At 73.9% G+C, this 20152-nt stretch carries 18 protein-coding genes, 4 tRNA genes and 1 riboswitch; of the genes, 13 read left to right on the top strand and 9 right to left on the bottom strand.

The window, feature by feature from the left end; genetic code table 11:
* Positions 1 to 42: 42 nt before the first annotated feature.
* From ASF50_RS09965 to ASF50_RS09955, 3 genes are read right to left on the bottom strand one after another with little or no spacing between them, the layout of a single operon-like run.
* A complete protein-coding gene (locus ASF50_RS09965; RefSeq protein WP_056862725.1) occupies positions 43 to 789 on the bottom strand; it encodes a phosphoadenylyl-sulfate reductase in 747 nt (248 codons plus the stop codon).
* On the bottom strand, positions 786 to 983 hold the full coding sequence (locus ASF50_RS09960) for a hypothetical protein (protein ID WP_056862726.1): 198 nt from the start codon (positions 981 to 983) through the stop codon (positions 786 to 788). The genes ASF50_RS09965 and ASF50_RS09960 overlap by 4 nt, the downstream gene beginning before the upstream one ends.
* Complete coding sequence (locus ASF50_RS09955; RefSeq protein ID WP_056904395.1) at positions 980 to 2713, bottom strand: nitrite/sulfite reductase; 1734 nt, start codon at positions 2711 to 2713, stop codon at positions 980 to 982. The genes ASF50_RS09960 and ASF50_RS09955 overlap by 4 nt, the downstream gene beginning before the upstream one ends.
* A gap of 440 nt (positions 2714 to 3153) precedes the next feature.
* Between ASF50_RS09955 and ASF50_RS09950 the strand changes: the two genes are divergently transcribed.
* The 3 genes from ASF50_RS09950 to ASF50_RS09940 all read left to right on the top strand — a co-directional run bounded on the left by ASF50_RS09950 (position 3154) and on the right by ASF50_RS09940 (position 6059).
* The gene (locus ASF50_RS09950) at positions 3154 to 4596 is read left to right on the top strand and encodes a glycine hydroxymethyltransferase (RefSeq protein ID WP_056862728.1); all 1443 of its coding nucleotides are present in this window, start codon (positions 3154 to 3156) and stop codon (positions 4594 to 4596) included.
* A gap of 87 nt (positions 4597 to 4683) precedes the next feature.
* Positions 4684 to 5160, top strand: coding sequence for a hypothetical protein (locus ASF50_RS09945; RefSeq protein ID WP_056862729.1), 477 nt, complete (start codon positions 4684 to 4686; stop codon positions 5158 to 5160).
* Between the two features lie 71 nt (positions 5161 to 5231).
* Positions 5232 to 6059, top strand: a complete 828-nt coding sequence (locus ASF50_RS09940) for a hypothetical protein (RefSeq protein WP_056904394.1) — start codon at positions 5232 to 5234, stop codon at positions 6057 to 6059.
* A 16-nt stretch (positions 6060 to 6075) separates the two neighbouring features.
* On the opposite strand, the gene ASF50_RS09935 is transcribed toward ASF50_RS09940, so the two are convergent.
* Entirely contained in the window at positions 6076 to 6786 is a 711-nt protein-coding gene (locus tag ASF50_RS09935; RefSeq protein ID WP_056904393.1) for a response regulator, read from the bottom strand.
* Positions 6783 to 8546, bottom strand: coding sequence for a sensor histidine kinase (locus ASF50_RS09930; protein WP_082503084.1), 1764 nt, complete (start codon positions 8544 to 8546; stop codon positions 6783 to 6785). Before ASF50_RS09930 ends, ASF50_RS09935 begins: the two co-directional genes overlap by 4 nt.
* 175 nt (positions 8547 to 8721) lie before the next feature.
* Here ASF50_RS09930 and ASF50_RS09925 point away from each other — a divergent pair, with 175 nt between their 5' ends.
* The 5 genes from ASF50_RS09925 to ASF50_RS09905 all read left to right on the top strand — a co-directional run bounded on the left by ASF50_RS09925 (position 8722) and on the right by ASF50_RS09905 (position 13472).
* Complete coding sequence (locus ASF50_RS09925; protein WP_056862732.1) at positions 8722 to 10119, top strand: cation:dicarboxylate symporter family transporter; 1398 nt, start codon at positions 8722 to 8724, stop codon at positions 10117 to 10119.
* A gap of 153 nt (positions 10120 to 10272) precedes the next feature.
* Positions 10273 to 11505, top strand: coding sequence for a YihY/virulence factor BrkB family protein (locus ASF50_RS09920; protein WP_235557628.1), 1233 nt, complete (start codon positions 10273 to 10275; stop codon positions 11503 to 11505).
* Between the two features lie 51 nt (positions 11506 to 11556).
* Complete coding sequence (locus tag ASF50_RS09915) at positions 11557 to 12615, top strand: potassium channel family protein (protein ID WP_056862988.1); 1059 nt, start codon at positions 11557 to 11559, stop codon at positions 12613 to 12615.
* A gap of 68 nt (positions 12616 to 12683) precedes the next feature.
* Complete coding sequence (locus tag ASF50_RS19005; protein WP_156697722.1) at positions 12684 to 13016, top strand: hypothetical protein; 333 nt, start codon at positions 12684 to 12686, stop codon at positions 13014 to 13016.
* Between the two features lie 180 nt (positions 13017 to 13196).
* Complete coding sequence (locus ASF50_RS09905) at positions 13197 to 13472, top strand: hypothetical protein (protein WP_156718235.1); 276 nt, start codon at positions 13197 to 13199, stop codon at positions 13470 to 13472.
* A 107-nt stretch (positions 13473 to 13579) separates the two neighbouring features.
* Here the strand turns inward: ASF50_RS09905 and ASF50_RS09900 are convergent.
* From ASF50_RS09900 to ASF50_RS09890, 3 genes are all read right to left on the bottom strand, one after another.
* Positions 13580 to 13654: transfer RNA gene (locus ASF50_RS09900), tRNA-Val, on the bottom strand.
* 1 nt (position 13655) lies between these two features.
* Positions 13656 to 13726 (bottom strand) — tRNA-Cys (locus tag ASF50_RS09895).
* A gap of 33 nt (positions 13727 to 13759) precedes the next feature.
* Positions 13760 to 13832, bottom strand: a tRNA-Gly gene (locus ASF50_RS09890).
* 194 nt (positions 13833 to 14026) lie between these two features.
* On the opposite strand from ASF50_RS09890, the gene ASF50_RS09885 reads away from it, so the two are divergent.
* Together ASF50_RS09885 and ASF50_RS09880 are read left to right on the top strand one after the other, a co-directional pair.
* The gene (locus ASF50_RS09885; RefSeq protein ID WP_056904929.1) at positions 14027 to 14866 is read left to right on the top strand and encodes an aminotransferase class IV; all 840 of its coding nucleotides are present in this window, start codon (positions 14027 to 14029) and stop codon (positions 14864 to 14866) included.
* An 88-nt stretch (positions 14867 to 14954) separates the two neighbouring features.
* A tRNA-Val gene (locus ASF50_RS09880) sits at positions 14955 to 15029 on the top strand.
* Positions 15030 to 15459: 430 nt separating this feature from the next.
* Here the strand turns inward: ASF50_RS09880 and ASF50_RS09875 are convergent.
* Complete coding sequence (locus tag ASF50_RS09875; protein ID WP_056862736.1) at positions 15460 to 15774, bottom strand: DMT family transporter; 315 nt, start codon at positions 15772 to 15774, stop codon at positions 15460 to 15462.
* 11 nt (positions 15775 to 15785) lie between these two features.
* Positions 15786 to 15853, bottom strand: a riboswitch (guanidine-III (ykkC-III) riboswitch).
* Between ASF50_RS09875 and ASF50_RS09870 the strand changes: the two genes are divergently transcribed.
* From ASF50_RS09870 to ASF50_RS09860, 3 genes are all read left to right on the top strand, one after another.
* On the top strand, positions 15831 to 16733 hold the full coding sequence (locus ASF50_RS09870; RefSeq protein WP_268778354.1) for an NADPH-dependent F420 reductase: 903 nt from the start codon (positions 15831 to 15833) through the stop codon (positions 16731 to 16733). (Overlaps the previous riboswitch by 23 nt.)
* 204 nt (positions 16734 to 16937) lie before the next feature.
* Positions 16938 to 18932 (top strand): threonine--tRNA ligase, encoded by a 1995-nt coding sequence (thrS, locus tag ASF50_RS09865; protein ID WP_056904390.1) that lies wholly within the window; start codon positions 16938 to 16940, stop codon positions 18930 to 18932.
* 10 nt (positions 18933 to 18942) lie between these two features.
* Complete coding sequence (locus ASF50_RS09860) at positions 18943 to 20031, top strand: hypothetical protein (RefSeq protein ID WP_056904389.1); 1089 nt, start codon at positions 18943 to 18945, stop codon at positions 20029 to 20031.
* The last annotated feature ends 121 nt before the right edge of the window (positions 20032 to 20152 follow it).

Genomic DNA, 20152 nt, shown 5'->3' with positions numbered 1-20152 from the left:
GGAGCGGTCCTCGGGTGGTGCGGGTGGGGCCGGGGGCGGAGGTCACATGTGGATGCCGCACTCGGTCTTGTTGGTGCCGGCCCAGCGGCCGCTGCGGGCGTCCTCGCCGGGGGCGACGCGACGGGTGCAGGGGGCGCAGCCGATCGAGGGGTAGCCGTCGTAGACGAGCGGGTTCACGAGGATCCCGTTGTCGGCGATGTAGGTCTCGACCTGCTCGTCGCTCCAGCGGGCGATGGGGGAGACCTTGACCTTGCCCTTCTTGGCGTCCCAGCCGATGACCGGCGCGATGACCCGGTTGCGGGTCTCGGCGCGGCGCAGGCCGGTGGCCCAGGCGTCGTAGCCCGCGAGCGAGCGGGCCAGCGGCTCGACCTTGCGCAGCTTGCAGCACAGGTCGGGGTCGGTCTTGTAGAGGTCCTTGCCGTACTCCGCGTCCTGCTCGGCCACGCTCTGGACGGGGGTGATGGTCAGCAGGTTGACCGGCATCGTCGCCTCGACGGCGTCGCGGGTGCCGATGGTCTCGGCGAAGTGGTAGCCGGTGTCGAGGAAGACCACGTCGATGCCGGGCACGACCTTGGAGGCCAGGTGCGACAGCACGGCGTCGCCCATCGAGGAGGTCACGCAGAAGCGCTCCCCGAAGGTGGCGGCGGCCCACTCGATGATGTCCTCGGCCGGGGCGAGCTCGAGCTCGGCGCCCCAGTGGGACACGAGGTCGCGCAGCTCCTCGGGCGAGCGGCCCGCGGTCTCGATGGCTCGGTTCGCGCGCGCCGTGAGGGTGGTGGCGGCGGTCATGTGGCGGCTCCCTGGGTCGTGGCGTCCGGCCGGATCAGGCCGAGCATCCTCAGGGAGAAGGCGCGCAGGCAGGAGCGGCATTCCCAGCTGCCGTGGGGGGAGCTGATCTGACCGTCCTGCGAGACGACCTCGTGCGGACGCAGGTCCTCGTCACCGCAGTAGGGGCAGTGGAAGGGGATGCCGCGCCCGCTCATGAGGCCGGCTCGAGGGTCTTGTCGCCCTTGAGGAGCTCCTCGTCGGCGCGGGCGACCCACGTCGTGAAGGACTCCTCGGTGCCCGTGCGGTCGGCGAGGTAGTTGACGACCAGGGTGGCGACGTAGTCGCCGAGCCCGGCGCTGGTGACCTTGTGGGCGCGCAGCTTGCGGCCGAAGTTGGCCTGCAGCCCGGTGGCGCCGCCGAGGTGGACCTGGAAGCCCTCGACCTGCTGGCCCTCGTGCATGACCAGCTGGCCCTTGAGCCCGATGTCGGCGACCTGGGTGCGGGCGCAGGCGTTGGGGCAGCCGTTGACGTTGACGGTGATGCCGTCGGGCACCAGTGCGTCGAGGTCGGGGAAGCGCTGCTCCAGCTCGGCGACCAGGTCGCGGGCGCGGTCCTTGGTGTCGACGATGGCGAGCTTGCAGAACTCGATGCCGGTGCAGGCCATCGTGTTGCGCCGCCAGCCCGAGGGCCGGCCCGAGAGCCCGAGCTCGTCGAGGTCGTCGAGCAGGGCGTCGACGGCGTCGGCGGGCACGCCGATCAGCACGATCTTCTGGTACGGCGTGAGCCGCGCACCCTCCACGCCGTGGCGCTCCATCGCGTCGGCCAGGCCGACCAGCAGCGTGCCCGACACCCGGCCGGCGGTCGGCGCGACGCCGACGTACTTGCGCCCGTCGGCCTGGTCGTGCACGCCGATGTGGTCGCGGTGGCCCACCGGCGAGGCCGGGGACTCGCAGGAGACGAGCTCGCGCCCCAGGTACTCGGTCTCGAGGACCTCGCGGAAGCGCTCGACGCCCCAGTCGGCGACGAGGAACTTCAGCCGCGCCCGCGAGCGCAGCCGGCGGTAGCCGTAGTCGCGGAAGATCGAGGCGACGCCCTCCCAGACGTCGGGCACCTCGTCGAGGGGCACCCACACGCCGAGCTTCTGGGCGAGCATGGGGTTGGTCGAGAGCCCGCCGCCGACCCAGACGTCGAAGCCGGGGCCGTGCTCGGGGTGCACCGTGCCGACGAAGGCGATGTCGTTGGTCTCGGGGGAGACGTCGTGGGAGGGGTGGCCGGTCAGGGCGGTCTTGAACTTGCGGGGGAAGTTCGAGAAGGCCGGGTCGCCGATGTAGCGGCGCTTGATCTCCTCCAGCGCCGAGGTGCCGTCGATGATCTCGTCGGCGGCCACGCCGGCGACGGGCGAGCCGAGGAAGGGGCGCGGGGAGTCGCCGCAGGCCTCGAGGGTGCTGAGCCCGGCCTCCTCGAGGCGCTCCCAGATGGTGGGGACGTCCTCGACGCGGATCCAGTGGTACTGGATGTTCTCGCGGTCGGTCACGTCGGCGGTGTCGCGGGCGAAGTCCTGCCCGATCGTGCCGAGCGCCCGCACCGTGGCCGGGGGCAGCAGGGCGCCGTCGGAGCGCACGCGCATCATGAAGAACTCGTCGTCGAGCTCCTCCTCGGCCAGGGTGGCGGTCTTGCCGCCGTCGAAGCCCGGCGCGCGCTGGGTGTAGAGGCCCATCCAGCGGAAGCGGCCGCGCAGGTCGGCGGGGTCGATGGAGGCGAAGCCGCGCTTGGAGTAGATGTTGAGGATGCGCGCCCGCACGTTGAGCGGGTTGTCGTCCTTCTTGGACTGCTCGTTCTTGTTCAGCGGTTCCATGTAGCCCAGGGCCCACTGACCCTCACCGCGCTTGGGGCGCGGACGGGCGGGGCGGGGGGCGGCCTGCTCGGTGGAGAGCTGCTCAGTCATGGGGTGGGGTTCCTCGGGTGCGTGTCTCGGCGGTGAGCGCGCGACTCTTCACGGGTCGGAACCACGTCGTCGGGGTTCGCTGCGACCTCGGAAGACCGGGCGCCCGCGGTCGGTTCGTGCGGGCGGTGCGTCGGGTGTCGCCGGGTGGGCGCGACGCGGGTCAGTGAGGTCGACACATGGAGCTGCGGGTGCGCCCGAGGTCCACGTGGCGTCGGACCACGAGGAAGGCGGACGTGGCAGCGGAGATCATGTCAAGGAGTCTCAGTCCTCGGACCGTCCGCCCACAAGGCGAAATCCCATGATGTGAGATCTTGATCCGCATGGTGAGACGACCCACCGCGGGACCGCGGCCCGCCACGGGGTCGTGCGTCCCATGTCACACCACCGTGACCTGTTCGCGACCATCCGCCCGACCGTGCCGGCCGCGTAGGCTGAGGGTCATGTCGTCCACGCCCGACCTCACCAGCAGCGTCTACTCCCAAGCCCTCGAGCTGATCGCCTCGGTGGAGCCCCGCATCGCGGAGGCGACGCGGCAGGAGCTCGCCGACCAGCGCGCCTCGCTCAAGCTCATCGCGAGCGAGAACTACGCCTCGCCCGCCGTGCTGATGACGATGGGCACCTGGTTCAGCGACAAGTACGCCGAGGGCACGGTCGGGCACCGCTTCTACGCCGGATGCCAGAACGTCGACACCGTCGAGACGCTGGCCGCCGAGCACGCCCGCGAGCTGTTCGGCGCCGAGTACGCCTACGTGCAGCCGCACTCCGGGATCGACGCCAACCTCGTGGCCTTCTGGTCGATCCTGGCCCACCGCGTGGAGTCGCCGGCCCTGGCCGAGCTGGGTGCGCGCAACGTCAACGACCTGACCGACGAGCAGTGGGAGACCCTGCGCCGCCGGCTGGGCGACCAGCGCCTGCTGGGCATGTCGCTCGACGCCGGCGGCCACCTGACCCACGGCTTCCGGCCCAACATCAGCGGCAAGATGTTCCACCAGCAGCAGTACGGCACCGACCCCGAGACCGGCCTGCTCGACTACGACGCGCTGGCCGCCAAGGCGCGCGAGTTCAAGCCGCTCGTGCTCGTCGCGGGGTACTCCGCCTACCCGCGCCGGGTGAACTTCGCCAAGGTCCGCGAGATCGCCGACGAGGTCGGCGCCACCCTCATGGTCGACATGGCCCACTTCGCCGGGCTCGTGGCCGGCAAGGTCTTCACCGGCGACGAGGACCCGGTGCCGCACGCCCACGTCGTCACCAGCACCACCCACAAGTCGCTGCGCGGCCCGCGCGGCGGCATCGTGCTGGCCACCGAGGAGTACGCCCCCTCGGTGGACCGCGGCTGCCCGATGGTGCTCGGTGGCCCGCTCTCGCACGTGATGGCGGCCAAGGCCGTCGCGTTCGCCGAGGCCCGCCAGCCGGCGTTCCGCACCTACGCCCAGCAGGTCGCCGACAACGCCCAGTCGCTCGCCGAGGGCTTCCTGGGCCGCGGCGCCACCCTGGTCACCGGCGGCACCGACAACCACCTCGTGCTGCTCGACGTCTCCTCCTACGGCCTCACCGGCCGTCAGGCCGAGTCGGCGCTGCTCGACGCCGGCGTCGTCACCAACCGCAACTCGGTGCCCGGCGACCCCAACGGAGCCTGGTACACCTCCGGCATCCGCCTGGGCACCCCGGCGCTGACCACCCGCGGCTTCGGTCACGACGAGTTCGACACCGTCGCGGAGCTGATCACGATGGTCCTGGAGAACACCCAGCCCGGCACGACCAAGGCCGGCGGCCCCTCCAAGGCCTCCTACGTCCTGGCCGACGGCGTCGCCGCCAAGGTCAAGGACGCCTCGGCCGAGCTGCTCGACAAGCACCCGCTCTACCCCGGCCTCGAGCTCTCCTGAGACCTCCCACCCGCACCTGACCACGGCCGGCACCCCGCGAGGGGTGCCGGCCGTCGTCGTACGCCGGGGCCGTGGCAGCCTGGAGCGGTGACGGAGCCGACCCACCCCGAGCAGCCCCACCCCGACCAGCCGGCGCCCACCTACCAGTGGGCGGTGACCAGCGACCCCGACGTGCTGCACGTGCAGCTGCCGCCGGTCGCGGTGGTCGACGGCGACCGGGTGCGTGACGCGCTGCGGGCCCTCTTCGCCCGCCGCGGCTTCGCCGCGCTGCGCGACCCCGAGGACCTGCGCGCCCGCGCCGCCAACGGGTGCGTGCTGCGCCTGGTCGACGACCGGAGCGCCGAGCTGGTCGTGACGATCAGCGAGGGCGTCGGCGTCACGCGGGTGCCGGTGCCGCACCACGACCCGGCCTGGTCGGCGCGCGTGCTGGCGGCCGGCGAGGTCACCGTGCTGGTCACCGAGGCCGCGATCGACCCCAGCGGTGCCCTGACCCCGGAGCGCCTCGCCGCCGACGTCGCCGCCGGCGGCGTCAGCCTGGCCCGCGTGCCCGCCGGGGAGCTCTGACCCGACCCCTCGCGGCGAGCCCGGCCCGGCGCGTGCCACGGCGGGGGCGCCGCGGCGTCTAGTGTCCTGCCGTGGACCCCACCTCCCCGGCCGCGACGGACGCCGTCGACGACGACCCGGAGCGCCCGCGCAGCACGCTCCTGGGCCGTGGCCTCGTGCCCCAGCGGTGGCAGGCCTGGCGCGTGCTCCTCGGTGCGGCCTGGGTCGGGGTGCTGGCCACCGTCGTCCTGACCGGCGTGCGCGACACCGGGTGGGCCGAGCTGACCCAGGCGGTGCGCGCGGGCGAGGTCGACCGCGTGGAGGTGGTCGGCGGTCTGCCCGCGGGTGCACGCGGCACCGCGACCGTGGAGGTCCTCTGGCGCGACGGGCTCCTGCGCCGCTCGACCGAGGTCGTGGAGCGCCGACCCCTGCGCGCCTCGCCCGACGGCACCCCGCTGGGTCCTCGGAGCTCGGCCGGGCGCGGCCTGCGCGCCGGCGACGGGTCGCCCCCGGTGGTCCCGGACGTCGGCGCGGCCCTGACCGGCCTCGGCGCCGGCTCCGCCCCTGGGCTGGTCGTGGAGCGTGTCGAGGCGTCGCAGGCGACGTGGCACACGCAGGTGCGCCTGGCGGGCTTCCGCACCGGGGGCACCCTGGCCGGCGGCGCTCTCGTGCTGCTCGTGCTGACGGTGCTGCTCCTGGCCTGCGGCCCCGAGCCGCGTCGGGCGACCCGGTGGGCGTGGTGGTGGATCCTGCTCACCCTGCCGCCGCTGGGGCTGGCGGCGTACCTGCTGCTGGGCGGTCCCGGGCGGTCCGCGACCGGTGACCAGCCCGTGGGGTCCGGGCGCGACGGGCGGTTCACCGGAGGGTGGGCCTTCCTGCTCACCGTGCTGCTCGGGTCGGCGTCCTCGAGCCTGCTCTGAGGTCGGGGCGGCGGGCTCAGCGCCGCCAGCGGTACTCCAGCTCGGGGCGGCCCCCGCGCCCGTAGCGGGGCTGGCGCTCGGCGAGCTCGGAGTCGGCGAGGTGCTCGAGGTAGCGCCGCACGGTGACGCGGGAGGCCCCGACGGCCTCGGCCACCTCCGAGGCCGACCGGGGGCTCTCGGCGTCGCGCAGCGCCGCGGTCACCTCGCGCAGGGTCTCCGCGCTCATCCCCTTGGGCAGCACGGTCGCGGCGGCGGGGGAGCGCAGGCTGCCCAGCATCCGGTCGACCTCGTCCTGGGCCATCTCCGCCGAGGAGGCCGCGAGCCGGTCGCGGTAGGCGGCGTACTGCTCGAGCTTGGCGCGGAAGGTGGGGAAGGTGAAGGGCTTGAGCAGGTAGAGCACGACGCCCTGCGCCACGGCGTGCCGCACGACCTCGGTGTCGCGCGCCGAGGTGACCGCGATGACGTCGCACAGGTGGCCCGAGGCGCGCATGCGCTGCAGCAGGCCCAGCCCGTGGCCGTCGGGCAGGTGCAGGTCGAGCAGCACCAGGTCGACCGGCCGGCCCTCGGTGCGCGCCTGCTCCAGCAGCCGGGCGGCGTCGCCGGCCGAGCGCGCGGTGCCGGCCACGGCGAAGCCCGGCACGCGCCCGACGTACGCCGTGTGCGCCTCGGCCGCCCGCGCCTCGTCCTCGACCACCAGCACGCGCACCTCGGCCGCGGGGCCGCTCACGGGGTCGCCTCCGCGGTGCCGGGAGCGGTGCCGGGAGCGGTGCCGGGAGCGGCGGCGGGAGCAGAGCCGGGAGCAGCCCCGGCCGGCGGCGGGGCGGTGGAGCCCAGGCGCAGCACGACCTCGAACTCCGCCCCGCCGAGGGCGGAGACGCCCACGGTGACCTCGCCGTGGTGGCGGCGGGCCACCTGGGAGACCAGGGCGAGACCGAGACCGCGGCCGTGCCCGGCGCTGGCCTTGGTCGACCAGCCGCGCTCGAGCACCCGGGCCGCGGAGTCGGGGTCGAGCCCGGGCCCGGAGTCGCCGACGGTGACCAGCAGCCGGCCGCCGTCGGGCTCCCGCTCCCGCCCGCCCAGGCCGGTGCTGGGGTCGGTGCTGGGGTCGGTGCGCAGGTCGACGTGCACCCGGCGCTCGGGGCGCGAGGTCACGGCGTCGAAGGCGTTGTCGACGAGGTTGCCGAGCACCGTGACGAGGTCGCGGGCCGGCACCTCGGAGCCGTCGCGGACCTCGCCGGTGATGACCAGCTCGATGCCGCGCTCGACGGCCTCGGAGGTCTTGCCGAGCAGGAGGGCGGCCACCACGGGGTCGCCGGTGGCGCCCACGACCCGGTCGGCCAGCAGCTGGGCGACCTGGAGCTCCTCGGTGGCGAAGTCGACGGCCTCCTCGGGGCGACCCATCTCGATGAGCGACACCACGGTGTGCAGCCGGTTGGCGGCCTCGTGGTTCTGCGAGCGCAGCGACTCGGTGAGCCCGCGCACGGCGTCGAGCTCGCCGGTGACCGAGCGCAGCTCGGTGTGGTCGCGCAGGGAGACCACCGAGCCGACCTCGTGGCCGTCCCACGACGCGGGGGCCGAGGAGACCACGAGCATGCGGTCACCGGCGAGGTAGAGGTCGTCGGACTCCGCGGTGCGCCCCAGGGCGGCCGCGACGAGGCCGGGGGCCAGCCCGAGGTCGTGCACCGAGCGCCCCACGACCTCGTCGCGCTCGCGGCGGCCCTCGGCGACCGGCTCGGGCAGGCCGAGCAGCCGTCGGGCCTCGTCGTTGACCAGCTGGACCCGCCCGTCGGCGTCGATGAGCAGCAGCCCCTCCCGCACGGCGTGCAGCACCGCGGAGTAGTACTCGTACATCCGGGTGATCTCGCGCTCGCCCAGGCCGTGGGTCTGGCGGCGCAGCCTGCGGCTCACCAGCCACGCGCCGAGCAGGCCCACCGCGAGCACGGCCGCGGCGGAGACCGCGATCAGCACGAGGTCGTCGCCCAGGGCCTGGTCGATGGCCTGCACGGTGATGCCGACCGAGACCAGCGCGACCACCGTGCCAGCCTCGTCGAGCACCGGCACCACGGCGCGCATCGAGGGCCCGAGGGTCCCGGTGTACTGCTGGGTGAGGATCCCGCCCTGCGGCGCGTCGCCCAGGTCGCCCACGAAGGGCCGGCCGATGAGCGCGGGGTCGGGATGGCTGTAGCGGGTCCGGTCGAGGGCCATCACGGTGACGAAGTCGACGTCGGTGTCGCGGCGGACCTCCTCGGCGTAGGGCTGGATGCGCACCGCGGGGTCCTCGGTGCGCAGCGCCGCGACCAGCGCGGGGGAGTCGGCCACGGCGCGGGCCACGCCGACCGCGCGGTCGGTGGCGGCCACCCGGGCGTCGCGCCGGGCGTCGTACGTCGCGAGCGCCAGCGACGCCACCACCAGGACCACGACCACCAGCACCTGGAGCAGCAGCACCTGGCGGGCGACCGACCCGTCCCGCCGCTCCGACCTCCGCACCTGCGCATTGTGCCCCACCGGCGCGCCGCCGCCCGTCCAGCGCCCGTCGGCCGCCGGTGCCCGCGGAGCGGACGTCGGCGTCCGCGAACTCAACGACCACAACGGTGACCACGGTCACAAGCGGTGCGAGCGTGCTCGGGTCGGGCACGGGCCCGGACGAGACACGGAGGAACCCATGAGCAGCAGCACCACCGCGAAGCCGGGCCGCACGGCACCGCGCAACCGCACGCACTACCTCTACATCGCCGTCATCGTGGCGGTCGCCCTCGGCATCCTGGTCGGCATCGTCGCGCCCGACTTCGCCAAGGAGCTCAAGCCGCTCGGCACCGGCTTCGTCGCCCTGATCAAGATGATGATCCAGCCGGTCATCTTCTGCACGATCGTGCTCGGCGTCGGCTCGGTGGCCAGCGCCGCCCGCGTCGGCAAGGTCGGCGGCCTCGCGCTCGGCTACTTCATCACGATGTCGACCTTCGCCCTGGCCATCGGCATGGTCGTCGGCAACATCCTCAAGCCCGGCGACGGCCTCCAGCTCGACGAGTCGGCCGCCTCGGCCGGCCAGGAGCAGGCCGCCGGCGCCCACAGCAGCACCGCCGACTTCCTCGTCGGGATCATCCCCGACTCGATGCTGTCCTCGCTGACCTCCGGCGAGGTGCTCCAGACCCTGCTCGTCGCGCTGCTCATCGGCTTCGCCCTGCAGCGCATGGGCCGCAGCGGCGCCCCGATCCTGCGCGGCATCGAGCACGTGCAGCGCCTGGTGTTCCGCGTGCTGGCCATGATTATGTGGGCCGCCCCCGTGGGCGCCTTCGGGGCCATCGCCGCCGTCGTCGGCGAGACCGGTGTCGGTGCGCTCAAGTCGCTGGCGGTGCTGATGATCGGCTTCTACATCACCTGCGCGCTCTTCGTCTTCCTGGTGCTCGGCACGCTGCTCAAGGTCGCCACCGGCGTCAGCGTGTTCAGCCTCTTCAAGTACCTCGGCCGCGAGTTCCTGCTCATCGTGTCGACCTCCTCCTCCGAGTCGGCCCTGCCGCGCCTGATCGCCAAGATGGAGCACGCCGGCGTCGACAAGCCCACCGTCGGCGTGGTCGTGCCCACCGGCTACTCCTTCAACCTCGACGGCACCGCCATCTACCTCACGATGGCCTCGCTCTTCATCGCCGAGGCCCTCGGCGACCCGCTGTCGATCGGCGAGCAGATCTCGCTGCTGTTCTTCATGATGATCGCCTCCAAGGGCGCCGCCGGCGTCACCGGCGCCGGCATGGCCACGCTGGCCGGCGGCCTGTCCTCGCACCGCCCCGAGCTCGTCGACGGCGTCGGCCTCATCGTGGGCATCGACCGCTTCATGTCGGAGGCCCGCGCGGTCACCAACTTCTCGGGCAACGCCATCGCCACGATCCTCATCGGCCACTGGACCGGCGGCCTCGACCGGCCCCAGCTCGACCGCGTGCTGAGCGGGCAGGACCCCTTCGACGAGACCACGATGATCGACGACCACGGCGACGACGCCCACCTCGACCAGGCCGAGGTGGCCCCCGCCGGGCCCGCCGGCCCGGTGCGCCCCACGCAGTCGGTCTGACCCGCACCTCCGCTCGACCACCGCTCGACCACCGGACCCCCGTCGCACCCGCGACGGGGGTCCGCTGCGTCGTGGGCCACCCACCGCGACCGCTCCCGCAGCGCGCGCTCGGGGTGCCCGGATCGGGGTCCGGCGGGCGATACCGTACCGACCATGGCCACCCCCACCCCCCAGTCCGCCGAGGGGTCGCCGCTCCTCGCGTGGGGGCGGCGCGCGGCCGAGACGCTGTGGCGGCTGGTGGTCGCCACCGTGGGCGCCTGCCTGCGCTTCCGGGTGACCGGCCTGGCCGCCGAGGCGGCGTTCTTCGCCGTCGTCTCCGTGCCGCCCCTGGTCTTCGCCCTGGCGGGGGCGATCGGCTACGTCTCCGAGCAGTTCTCCGCCGCCCAGGTGGCCGACGTGCGCGCGGCCATCCTCGAGATCTCCTCGCGCGCGCTGACCGAGGGCGCGGTGCGCGACGTCATCGAGCCCACCATCGACGACGTCCTGGGCGGCGGTCGCTTCGACGTGGTCTCGCTGGGCTTCGTGCTCGCGCTCTGGTCCGGCTCGCGCGCGCTCAACGTCTTCGTCGACACCATCACGATCATGCACGGCCTGGGCGGCCACCGCGGGATCGTCAAGACCCGCGCGCTGTCCTTCGTGCTCTACGTCCTGGCCATGATCACCGGCGTCGTCTCGCTCCCGCTGGTCGTCGCCGGGCCGAGCCTGGTCGGTCGCTGGCTGCCCGAGCGCGCCGAGGTGCTCATGCACTTCTACTGGCCGCTGGTGCTGGTGCTGTGCATCTGCTTCCTGGCCACGCTCTACCACGTCTCGGTGCCCGTGCGGACCAACTGGAGCTTCAACCTGCCCGGCGCCGTCTTCTCCCTCGTGGCCTGGATCGCCGGGTCCTACGCCCTGCGGTGGGTGCTGACCGTCACGGCGTCGGACTCCCGCTCGATCTATGGCCCGCTCGCCGCACCGATCGCGGTGCTGCTGTGGCTCTACCTCGTCGCCATCGCCGTGCTCATCGGGGCCGCGGTCAACGCCGCCTTCGACACCGTCTTCCCCCAGTCGACCACCTCCCGGGCCCGCACCGAGCTGGTCGCCCGCCTGCGCCAGCGGCTGACCCGCGAGCGCGCCGACGACGAGCCGGACGCACCCCCCGCCACCGAGCCGACCACCAGTCCTGCCGTCGGTCCGGCGCCACCCGCGGCGCCACCCGCGGCGCCACCCGCGGCGCGACCCGCGGCACGACCCCCGGCCGCGTCCCCGGCCGCCTCCGCGGCCCCGTCCCCGGCTCGGCCGGCGGACCACGAGCCGCCTCCCACCCAGCCGCTGCGTGCGGTGCGGCGCGGGTCGGCGGTCCCCGAGCCGGGGCGGGTCGGCGGCGGCGCGGGCCGGGTCGACTAGATTCGGCGCGTGCCCGACGTACCCGAGCCCACCGCGGGCGGCAAGCGCGGGATGATCTCGCTGCCCGACCGCCAGCGCAGCCCGCTGTGGGAGCTGGGGCGGCGCCTGCTGCTGGCCACCGCGATCCTGGTCGGCACGGTGCTGCTGGTCTACTTCGACCGCGAGGGCTACCGCGACGGCAACGACCCGGGGTCGAACTACGCCGTCGACTTCAAGGACGCGATCTACTACACGACCGTCACCCTCAGCACGACCGGCTACGGCGACATCGCGCCGGTCTCGGAGACCGCGCGCATGGTCAACGCGTTCGTCATCACCCCGGCCCGCATCGCCTTCCTGGTGCTGCTGATCGGCACCACCCTCGAGGTCCTCGCCTCGCAGGGCCGCGAGCTGTTCCGGGTCTCCCGGTGGAGGAAGCGCATGCTCAAGCACGTCGTCGTCATCGGATACGGCACGAAGGGCCGCAGCGCGGTGGACACGCTGATCAACAACGGCCTCGACCGCGAGAGCGTGGTGGTGGTCGACCCCAGCCCCGCGGCGCTCCAGGACGCCCACGCCGACGGGCTCGCGGTCGTCACCGGGGACGCCACGCGTCGCGAGGTGCTGCGCCGCGCCGGCTGCGCCACCGCCGAGCAGGTCATCATCACCACCGACCGCGACGACTCCAACGTGCTGGCCACCCTCACCGTGCGCCAGCTCAACCCCGACGCCTGGATCGTCGCGGCCGTGCGCGAGCAGGAGAACGCACCGCTGATGAAGCAGTCGGGCGCCGACTCCGTCATCACCTCCTCCGACGCCGTGGGCCGCCTGCTGGGCCTGTCGTCGATGTCGCCGACGCTCGGCTCGGTGATGGAGGACCTGCTGACCTACGGCGACGGCCTCGAGGTCGCCGAGCGCGACCTGCTGGTCAACGAGGTCGGCAAGCAGCCGCAGTCGCTGCCCGACCAGGTCATCGCCGTGGTGCGCGACGAGAAGGTCTACCGCTACTTCGACCCGGTGGTGACCCGGCTGGCCCGCGGCGACCGGCTCGTGGTGGTGCGTCCGGCCAAGGAGCTGCCGTGGGCGCCGCGCCCCGGCACCCACAACGAGGAGTTCGCCACCGAGGACTGACCCGTCCCCGGCCACCCGACCCCTCCCGTACGTCGAACAGGTGTTCGATCGTGTGGGACGATGGGGCGGTGAGCAGCGGAGCGCGGCAACGGCGGGGCGAGGCGCCCCCGGGGCGCCCCGGCCGACGTCCGCCCGGGTCCTCCGGCGGCCCGAGCCAGCCCTCGCTGGGCGTCTCGGCGCTGCACGGCACGGCCGGGGGAGTCGAGGACTGTCCCGTGCGCCACTGCTGGGTCTCCGGAGCCGTCGACGTCGACGGTGTCACCCGGCCCGGGATGCTCGTGGAGTGGCGGCGCGGCGCGGCCGGCTGGGAGGGGCTCGTCGTACGCCCCGAGCGCCGGGCGCCCGGGGTGTGGGTGCTGGTGCAGCAGTGGGTGCCCGCGCGCCTGCTCAGCCCCCGCTGAGGCTTCCGGGCCCCTCCGTGGCGTGCCGGGCCCCTCCGTGGCGTGCCGGGCCCCTCCGTGGCGTGCCGGGCCCCTCCGTGGCGTGCCGGGCCCCCTGCGTGGTGTCGTCGCCGTCTGCCAGGCTGCAGTCTGCCCGCGCCTCCCGAGCCGTCGTGCCTGCCCGCGCCGCGCGTGCCCCTCGTGGAGGCCTACCCTCGCGTCTGGCTGGTCAGTCCCTCCGTCACGCTGCGCGCCACCTCCGCCGCCGTCGTCTGCGGGCTGCTCACGGTGCTCCAGCTGACCGTCGTGGTCCTGGCCGACAACCGGTGGGCGCTGCTCGGCCTCGTGCTGCCCGTGGCCGGCGGGCTGCTCCTGCTCGGCTGGGTCCGTCAGAGACAGGGATGGCGGGCCCTGGGCCTCCTGCTGGCTGTCGTCGGCGCGTTCCTGCCGTTCTGGCTCGACGCAGCGACCCGGTGAGCGGCGTCGCGCGTCCTCGCGGGCCGCGCCGGTCCGAGGACCCCGGGGGGCATGGCGAAGGCCCCGTCTCCCTGGCGGGAAACTGGGCCTGATCTGCTGCTGTGCTGTGGTGGGCGATACTGGGTTTGAACCAGTGACCTCTTCCGTGTCAAGGAAGCGCGCTACCGCTGCGCCAATCGCCCGAGGTGGAGACGGGATTTGAACCCGTGTAGACGGATTTGCAGTCCGTTGCCTCGCCTCTCGGCCACTCCACCGCTGGAGGTCAAACCAAGAGAGAGACCTCTCCGAGCGGACAACGAGACTCGAACTCGCGACCTCAACCTTGGCAAGGTTGCGCTCTACCAACTGAGCTATGTCCGCTTGCTTCCGACGTTCCCGTCGGCGTGCGGTGAAACAGTAACCCAACGCCTGAGGCGTGCCAAATCCGGGTGTCGGGCGTGTTGCGGGGGCATGTCCGGCGGTCGTCACGGGGCCCCGGGAGTCCCCGCCGGCCCCTCGTCGGCCCCTCGTCGGCCCGTGTCGCGGGGTGCCCGCGCCCTCCTAGAGTGGCGGCCATGCGCGCCTGGATCGACGGTCACCTCCTGCCCGACCCCACCGCCCCCGCCGTCGGGGTCACCGACCACGGCCTCACCGTGGGCGACGGGGTCTTCGAGGCGGTCAAGGTCGTGGACGGGCGTCCCTTCGCGCTGACGCGCCACCTCGAGCGCCTGCGCACGAGCGCCGCCGGCCTCGGGCTGCCGCCGGTCGACCTCGACCTGGTGCGCCGGGGTGTCGCGGCGGTCCTGGCTGAGGAGGACCTCGCGCTGGGTCGCCTGCGCATCACCGTCACCGGGGGACCGGCCCCGCTGGGGTCGGGCCGCGGCGACGCGGCGCCCACCGTCGTCGTCGTGGCGGCGCCGATGCCGCCGGCGGCCGCGCAGGTGGCCGTGGCGACCGTGCCGTGGCCGCGCAACGAGCGGGGCGCGCTGGCCGGGCTGAAGACCACGTCGTACGCCGAGAACGTGGTGGCCCTCGCCGAGGCGCACCGGCGCGGCGCCGACGAGGCCGTGGTGGCCAACCTGGCCGGCCACCTGTGCGAGGGCACGGGCTCCAACGTCTTCTACGTCGTCGACGGCGAGCTGCGCACCCCGACGCTGGGCAGCGGCTGCCTCGCCGGGGTGACGCGGGCGCTGGTGCTGGAGTGGTTCGGAGGGCGGGAGGTGGACGAGCCGATCGACGTCGTGCGCGGGGCCAGTGAGGTGTTCCTCGTGTCGACCACCCGCGACGTGCAGCCGGTCGTGCGCTGGGACGACGTCGACCTGCCCGCCCCGGGGCCGGTGACCCGCGCGGCGCAGGCGGCCTGGAGCGAGCGCGAGACGAGCATGCTCGAGGAGGCCCGCACACCGGGCGACTGAGCGGTCGCAAGGCCCCAGGGGCGGGCCCGCATGGGCCCCGATGTGTGGGTCGGCGCGGGATGGGTTATCGTTTCCGCCGCATCACCGCGGGCGATTGGCGCAGTGGTAGCGCGCTTCGTTCACACCGAAGAGGTCACTGGTTCGAACCCAGTATCGCCCACCAGATCACGCACGAGGCCGGTCCCCACGGGGCCGGCCTCGCGGCGTTCCTGGACCTCTCGCGGTCAGGCCCGTCCGGCGCCGCGTGGGCCGGAGCGGCGAGGTGTGTCCCGCCGCTCCGGCCGCTGGTGAGTCCCCCCCGGTCACCGGCACGGGTCCAACGAGGCGCCGCGCAAGCGGTTACGCCCCGGCGTCCCCGGTGCGTGCGTGCCGTCGACAGCGCGACGTGCTCCGGGCGGGGGAGGACGTCCACCCCGGGCGGGCGTTCGGGTCGGCCGCCGGGACGGGCCGCGTCCGGGTCGCCCGGGTGCGGTCCCACCAGCCCCACGCGTCGCACCGGTCGGCCCGGACCCGCACCTGTCGCCCCGTGCGTGGGCCGACAGGTGCGGGTTTCGCCAGCCGGCTGGCGAAACCCGCGGGGCCGGCCACCGACCTCAGTGGGTGAGCTTGAGGCCGGCGACGCAGCCGACGATGCCGAGCAGGAGCAGCACGCGCACGACGGAGACCGGCTCGGCGCCGGTGGCCATGGCCCAGCCGGCGGTGGTGGCGGCGCCGATGCCGACCCACACGGCGTAGGCGGTGCCGACGGGCAGCTCGCGCAGGGCCCAGGAGAGGCCGGCCATGCTGGCGGCGGCGGCCACGAGGAAGACGGCCGCGGGGCCGAGGCGGGTGAACCCCTCGCTGCGGTCGAGGGCGGTGGCCCACACGGCCTCCAGGACACCGGAGACGACGAGGACGATCCAGGACATGGGGAGCTCCTTGGGCATCGTCTTGTCGCTGGCCGGGTACGACGCGCCTCGTCCGGGTGCCGGTCTGGCGCGGCCATCGTGGCACGCCCGCGCCGCTGGCCCAAGGCGGTCCGCCCCCGCGCCCGCCACGTCCCCGCCCACTGCCCCGCCCACGCCCCGTCCACGCCTCCGTCCACGCGTCGGCAGAGCGTCGGCACCGCGTCGGCACGGCATCGGCGTGGCGACGGCCACGGAATCAGCGCCGGGCGGGCGGGGTTGGAGCCAGCATGACCACCATCGGACTCATCGGAGCAGGCAACATCGGCAGCACCGTCGCGCGACTCGCGGTGCGTGCCGGACACGACGTCGTCGTCAGCAACAGCCGCGGGCCGGAGACGCTCTCCGACCTCGTGGCCGAGCTGGGCGAGCACGCCCGCGCGGCGACCGCGACCGAGGCGGCGGAGGCCGGCGACGTCGTCGTCGTGACCATCCCGCTCAAGAACTACCGCGAGGTGCCGGTCGAGCCGCTGCGCGGCAAGGTCGTCATCGACACCAACAACTACTACCCCGAGCGCGACGGCCACATCGCCGAGCTCGACGACGAGTCGACCACGACCGCCGAGATGCTCCAGGCCCACCTGCCGGAGTCGCAGGTCGTGAAGACCTTCAACAACATCTACTTCGAGCACCTGCTGCGCCTCGCCCGCCCCTCGGGCGACCCTGAGCGCAGCGTGCTGGCCATCGCCGGCGACGACGCCGCGGCCAAGCGGACGGTGACCGAGGTGCTCGACAGCCTCGGCTACGACGCCCACGACGCCGGCCCGCTCAGCGAGGGGTGGCGCTTCCAGCGCGACACCGCGGCCTACGCCGACCTCTACGCCGGCGAGCGCGGCTTCGACCCCGAGGGCGGTCGCCGCGTCGACGAGGCGTTCCTCGTCCAGCAGCTCGACGCGGCGAAGCGCTACCGCGACATGGCCTGACCCTCCCGCACCACGCGCGCCACCCGCCACGCCCCGACGCCGGCCGGTGCGCGGGCGGAGGCGGCGTACGACGAGCGCGGCCCGCACGGCCCCGGACAAACCCGGGAGCCGTGCGGGCCGCGCTGTCGTTACCCTTGACCCGGCTCGTCCGAGCCGCCCGCCGGCCCGTGGCCGGTGGCGCCGCCCCACCGTCAGGAGACCCCCGTGCCCGACCTCAAGATCGCCCTCGTCCACGCCGGTGAGCGTGAGGTGCGGGAGGTCACTGCGGGCACCAAGGCCTGGGAGCTGTTCACCGACGACACCTCGGTCATCGCCGCCCGGGTCGGGGGCGAGCTCAAGGACCTCTCCCACCCGCTGAGCGAGGGCGACGAGGTCGAGGGCGTGGCCATCGACTCCGCCGACGGCCGCGACATCCTGCGCCACTCCACCGCGCACGTCATGGCCCAGGCCGTGCAGCAGCTCTTCCCCGAGGCCAAGCTCGGCATCGGCCCGCCGGTCACCGACGGCTTCTACTACGACTTCGACGTCGAGACCCCCTTCGTGCCCGAGGACCTCGCCAAGATCGAGACCGCGATGCGCAAGATCGTGAAGGAGGGCCAGCGCTTCGACCGCCGCGTCACCACCGACGCCGAAGCGATCAGCGAGCTGGCCGAGGAGCCCTACAAGATCGAGCTGATCGGGCTCAAGGGCTCCGGGCGCAGCGACGACGCCGCCGAGGGCGCCAGCGTCGAGGTCGGCGCCGGCGAGCTGACGATCTACGACAACGTGCGCCGCAACGGCGACGTGGCGTGGTCGGACCTGTGCCGCGGCCCGCACCTGCCGACCACCAAGCGCATCCCCGCCTTCAAGCTGATGCGCTCGGCGGCCGCCTACTGGCGCGGCGACGAGAAGAACAAGCAGCTCCAGCGCATCTACGGCACCGCCTGGGAGACCAAGGAGGCCCTCGAGGAGCACCTGCACCGCCTCGAGGAGGCCGAGCGCCGCGACCACCGCAAGCTCGGCCGCGAGCTCGACCTCTTCTCGTTCCCCGACGAGATCGGCTCGGGCCTGCCCGTCTTCCACCCGCGCGGCGGCGTGATCAAGCGCGAGATGGAGGACTACGTCCGCCTGCGCCACATCGAGGAGGGCTTCGAGTACGTCGGCACCCCCCACATCGCCAAGGAGGGGCTCTTCCACACCTCGGGCCACCTGCCCTACTACGGCGAGGGCATGTTCCCCGCGCTCGACGTCGACGGCATGGACTACCGCCTCAAGGCGATGAACTGCCCGATGCACAACCTGATCTTCGACGCCCGCCAGCGCTCCTACCGCGAGCTGCCGCTGCGGCTCTTCGAGTTCGGCTCGGTCTACCGCCACGAGAAGTCCGGCGTCGTGCACGGCCTGACCCGCGTGCGCGGCTTCGCCCAGGACGACTCCCACTCCTACTGCACCCCCGAGCAGGCGCCGGGCGAGGTCAAGCACCTGCTCGACTTCATGCTCAGCGTGCTGCGCGACTTCGGCCTCGACGACTTCTACCTCGAGCTGTCGACGCGCGACGACTCGAAGCCCGACAAGTTCGTCGGCTCCGACGAGGACTGGGCCGCGGCCACCGCCGTGCTCGAGCAGGTCGCCACCGAGTCGGGCCTCGAGCTCGTGCCCGACCCGGGCGGCGCCGCGTTCTACGGCCCCAAGGTCTCGGTGCAGGCCAAGGACGCCATCGGCCGCACCTGGCAGATGGGCACGGTGCAGTACGACTTCAACCAGCCCTCGCCCGACCGCTTCAACCTCACCTACGTCGCCCCCGACGGCTCGCGCCAGCAGCCGGTGATGATCCACTCCGCGAAGTTCGGCTCCATCGAGCGCTTCCTCGGCGTGCTCGTCGAGCACTACGCCGGCGCCTTCCCCCCGTGGCTGGCCCCCGTGCAGGTGCAGGCCATCCCGATCGCGGAGCGCCACGCCGACTACCTGCACGACGTGGCCCGCCGCATGCGCACCCAGGGCCTGCGCGTCGAGGTCGACGACTCCGACGACCGGATGCAGAAGAAGATCCGCAACGCCCAGCTGCAGAAGGTGCCGTTCATGATGATCGCCGGCGACGACGACCTCGCCGCGGGCGCCGTGTCCTTCCGCTACCGCGACGGCCGTCAGGACAACGGCGTGCCGCTCGAGGAGGCGATCGCGCGCGTCGCGGCCGCCGTGGAGTCGCGCGAGCAGGTCTGAGGCGGGCGTCGTGGCGCGCGTCGGGGGCCGGGTCGTGGGGGAGCGGGCCGCCCGGGGCCGGCGTACGTCGGGCCGCACGGCCGTCCGGTGGGCCGCGGCGCCCACGGCGCTGGCCGCGCTCCTGGCGCTGAGCGCCTGCGCGGGCGGGGCCGGTGGCTCGGGCGGCGACGTCGCACCGCGCGAGCAGGCCGAGCAACGCGTGGCCGCGGGCGAGCCACCGCTGGTGGAGCCACCGCGCTCGGCCTCGCCGCAGGACCCCGGCGCCGCCGGCGGCCGCGTCGACCCCGACGCGCCCGACCCGCAGGACCTCGAGGACCTCGCGGCGCTCGCCGAGGGTGAGGCCCGGGCGCAGGAGGGCCGCATCCCGGCCTTCGACGGGCCGGTGCTCGGCGGCGACATCAGCTGGCCGCAGTGCCCCCGGGGCCTCGGCATCCCCGAGAAGCGCACGCTGGGGCTGCCCCCGCCGCTGCCGGAGGCGCGCTACGTCGTGATCGGGCTGACCAACGGCCCCGGCTTCGTGGCCAACCCGTGCCTGGCCGACCAGGTGGCCGAGTCGCGCGAGCGCGACCTGCTGGTCTCGGCCTACGCCGTGTCGTCCTTCCCCAGCGCCGCCGAGCAGGGGACCCACGGCGCCGACGGCCCCTACCCGGCCGGCTCGCGGCTGGGGCGGCTGGCCAACACCGGCTACCAGCAGGCGCGCTACAACGTCGCGTCGATGCGCGCCGCCGGCCTGGAGACCCCGGTGGTCTGGATCGACGTCGAGCCGGTGCCCGACTTCGAGTGGAGCAGCGACCCCACCGCCAACGCCGCGGTGGTGCAGGGCGTCGCCCGCGGCTACACCGACGCCGGCTACCGGATCGGGGTGTACTCCACCCCGCTGCTGTGGGAGCAGGTCGTCGGCCCCCTGGAGCTCGGCCTGCCCGAGTGGCGCGCCGCCGGCCAGACCTCGCGCGCCGAGGCCGCCTCGCGCTGCGGCGACGACTGGGTGATCCAGGGCGGTGAGCCGGTGATGGGCCAGTGGGTGGAGGCCTCCCGCGACCAGAACGTCACCTGCGGCGACGTGCACCTCGACCTGGGTCGCTGGTTCCACCGCTACTGACGCGCCGGCGCCCGACGCGACGACGTGGCGCCCTCACCCCTCCGGTGGTTACCGACGGGTAAGTGTGACGTGGTGTCGCGCTCACCATTTACACCGACACGGTGTCGCACTAACGTCCGTG

It is taken from the genome of Nocardioides sp. Leaf307, from assembly GCF_001423135.1.
GTDB classification, from domain to species: domain Bacteria; phylum Actinomycetota; class Actinomycetes; order Propionibacteriales; family Nocardioidaceae; genus Nocardioides; species Nocardioides kribbensis.
This window is presented reverse-complemented; position numbering and strand designations above follow the sequence as displayed.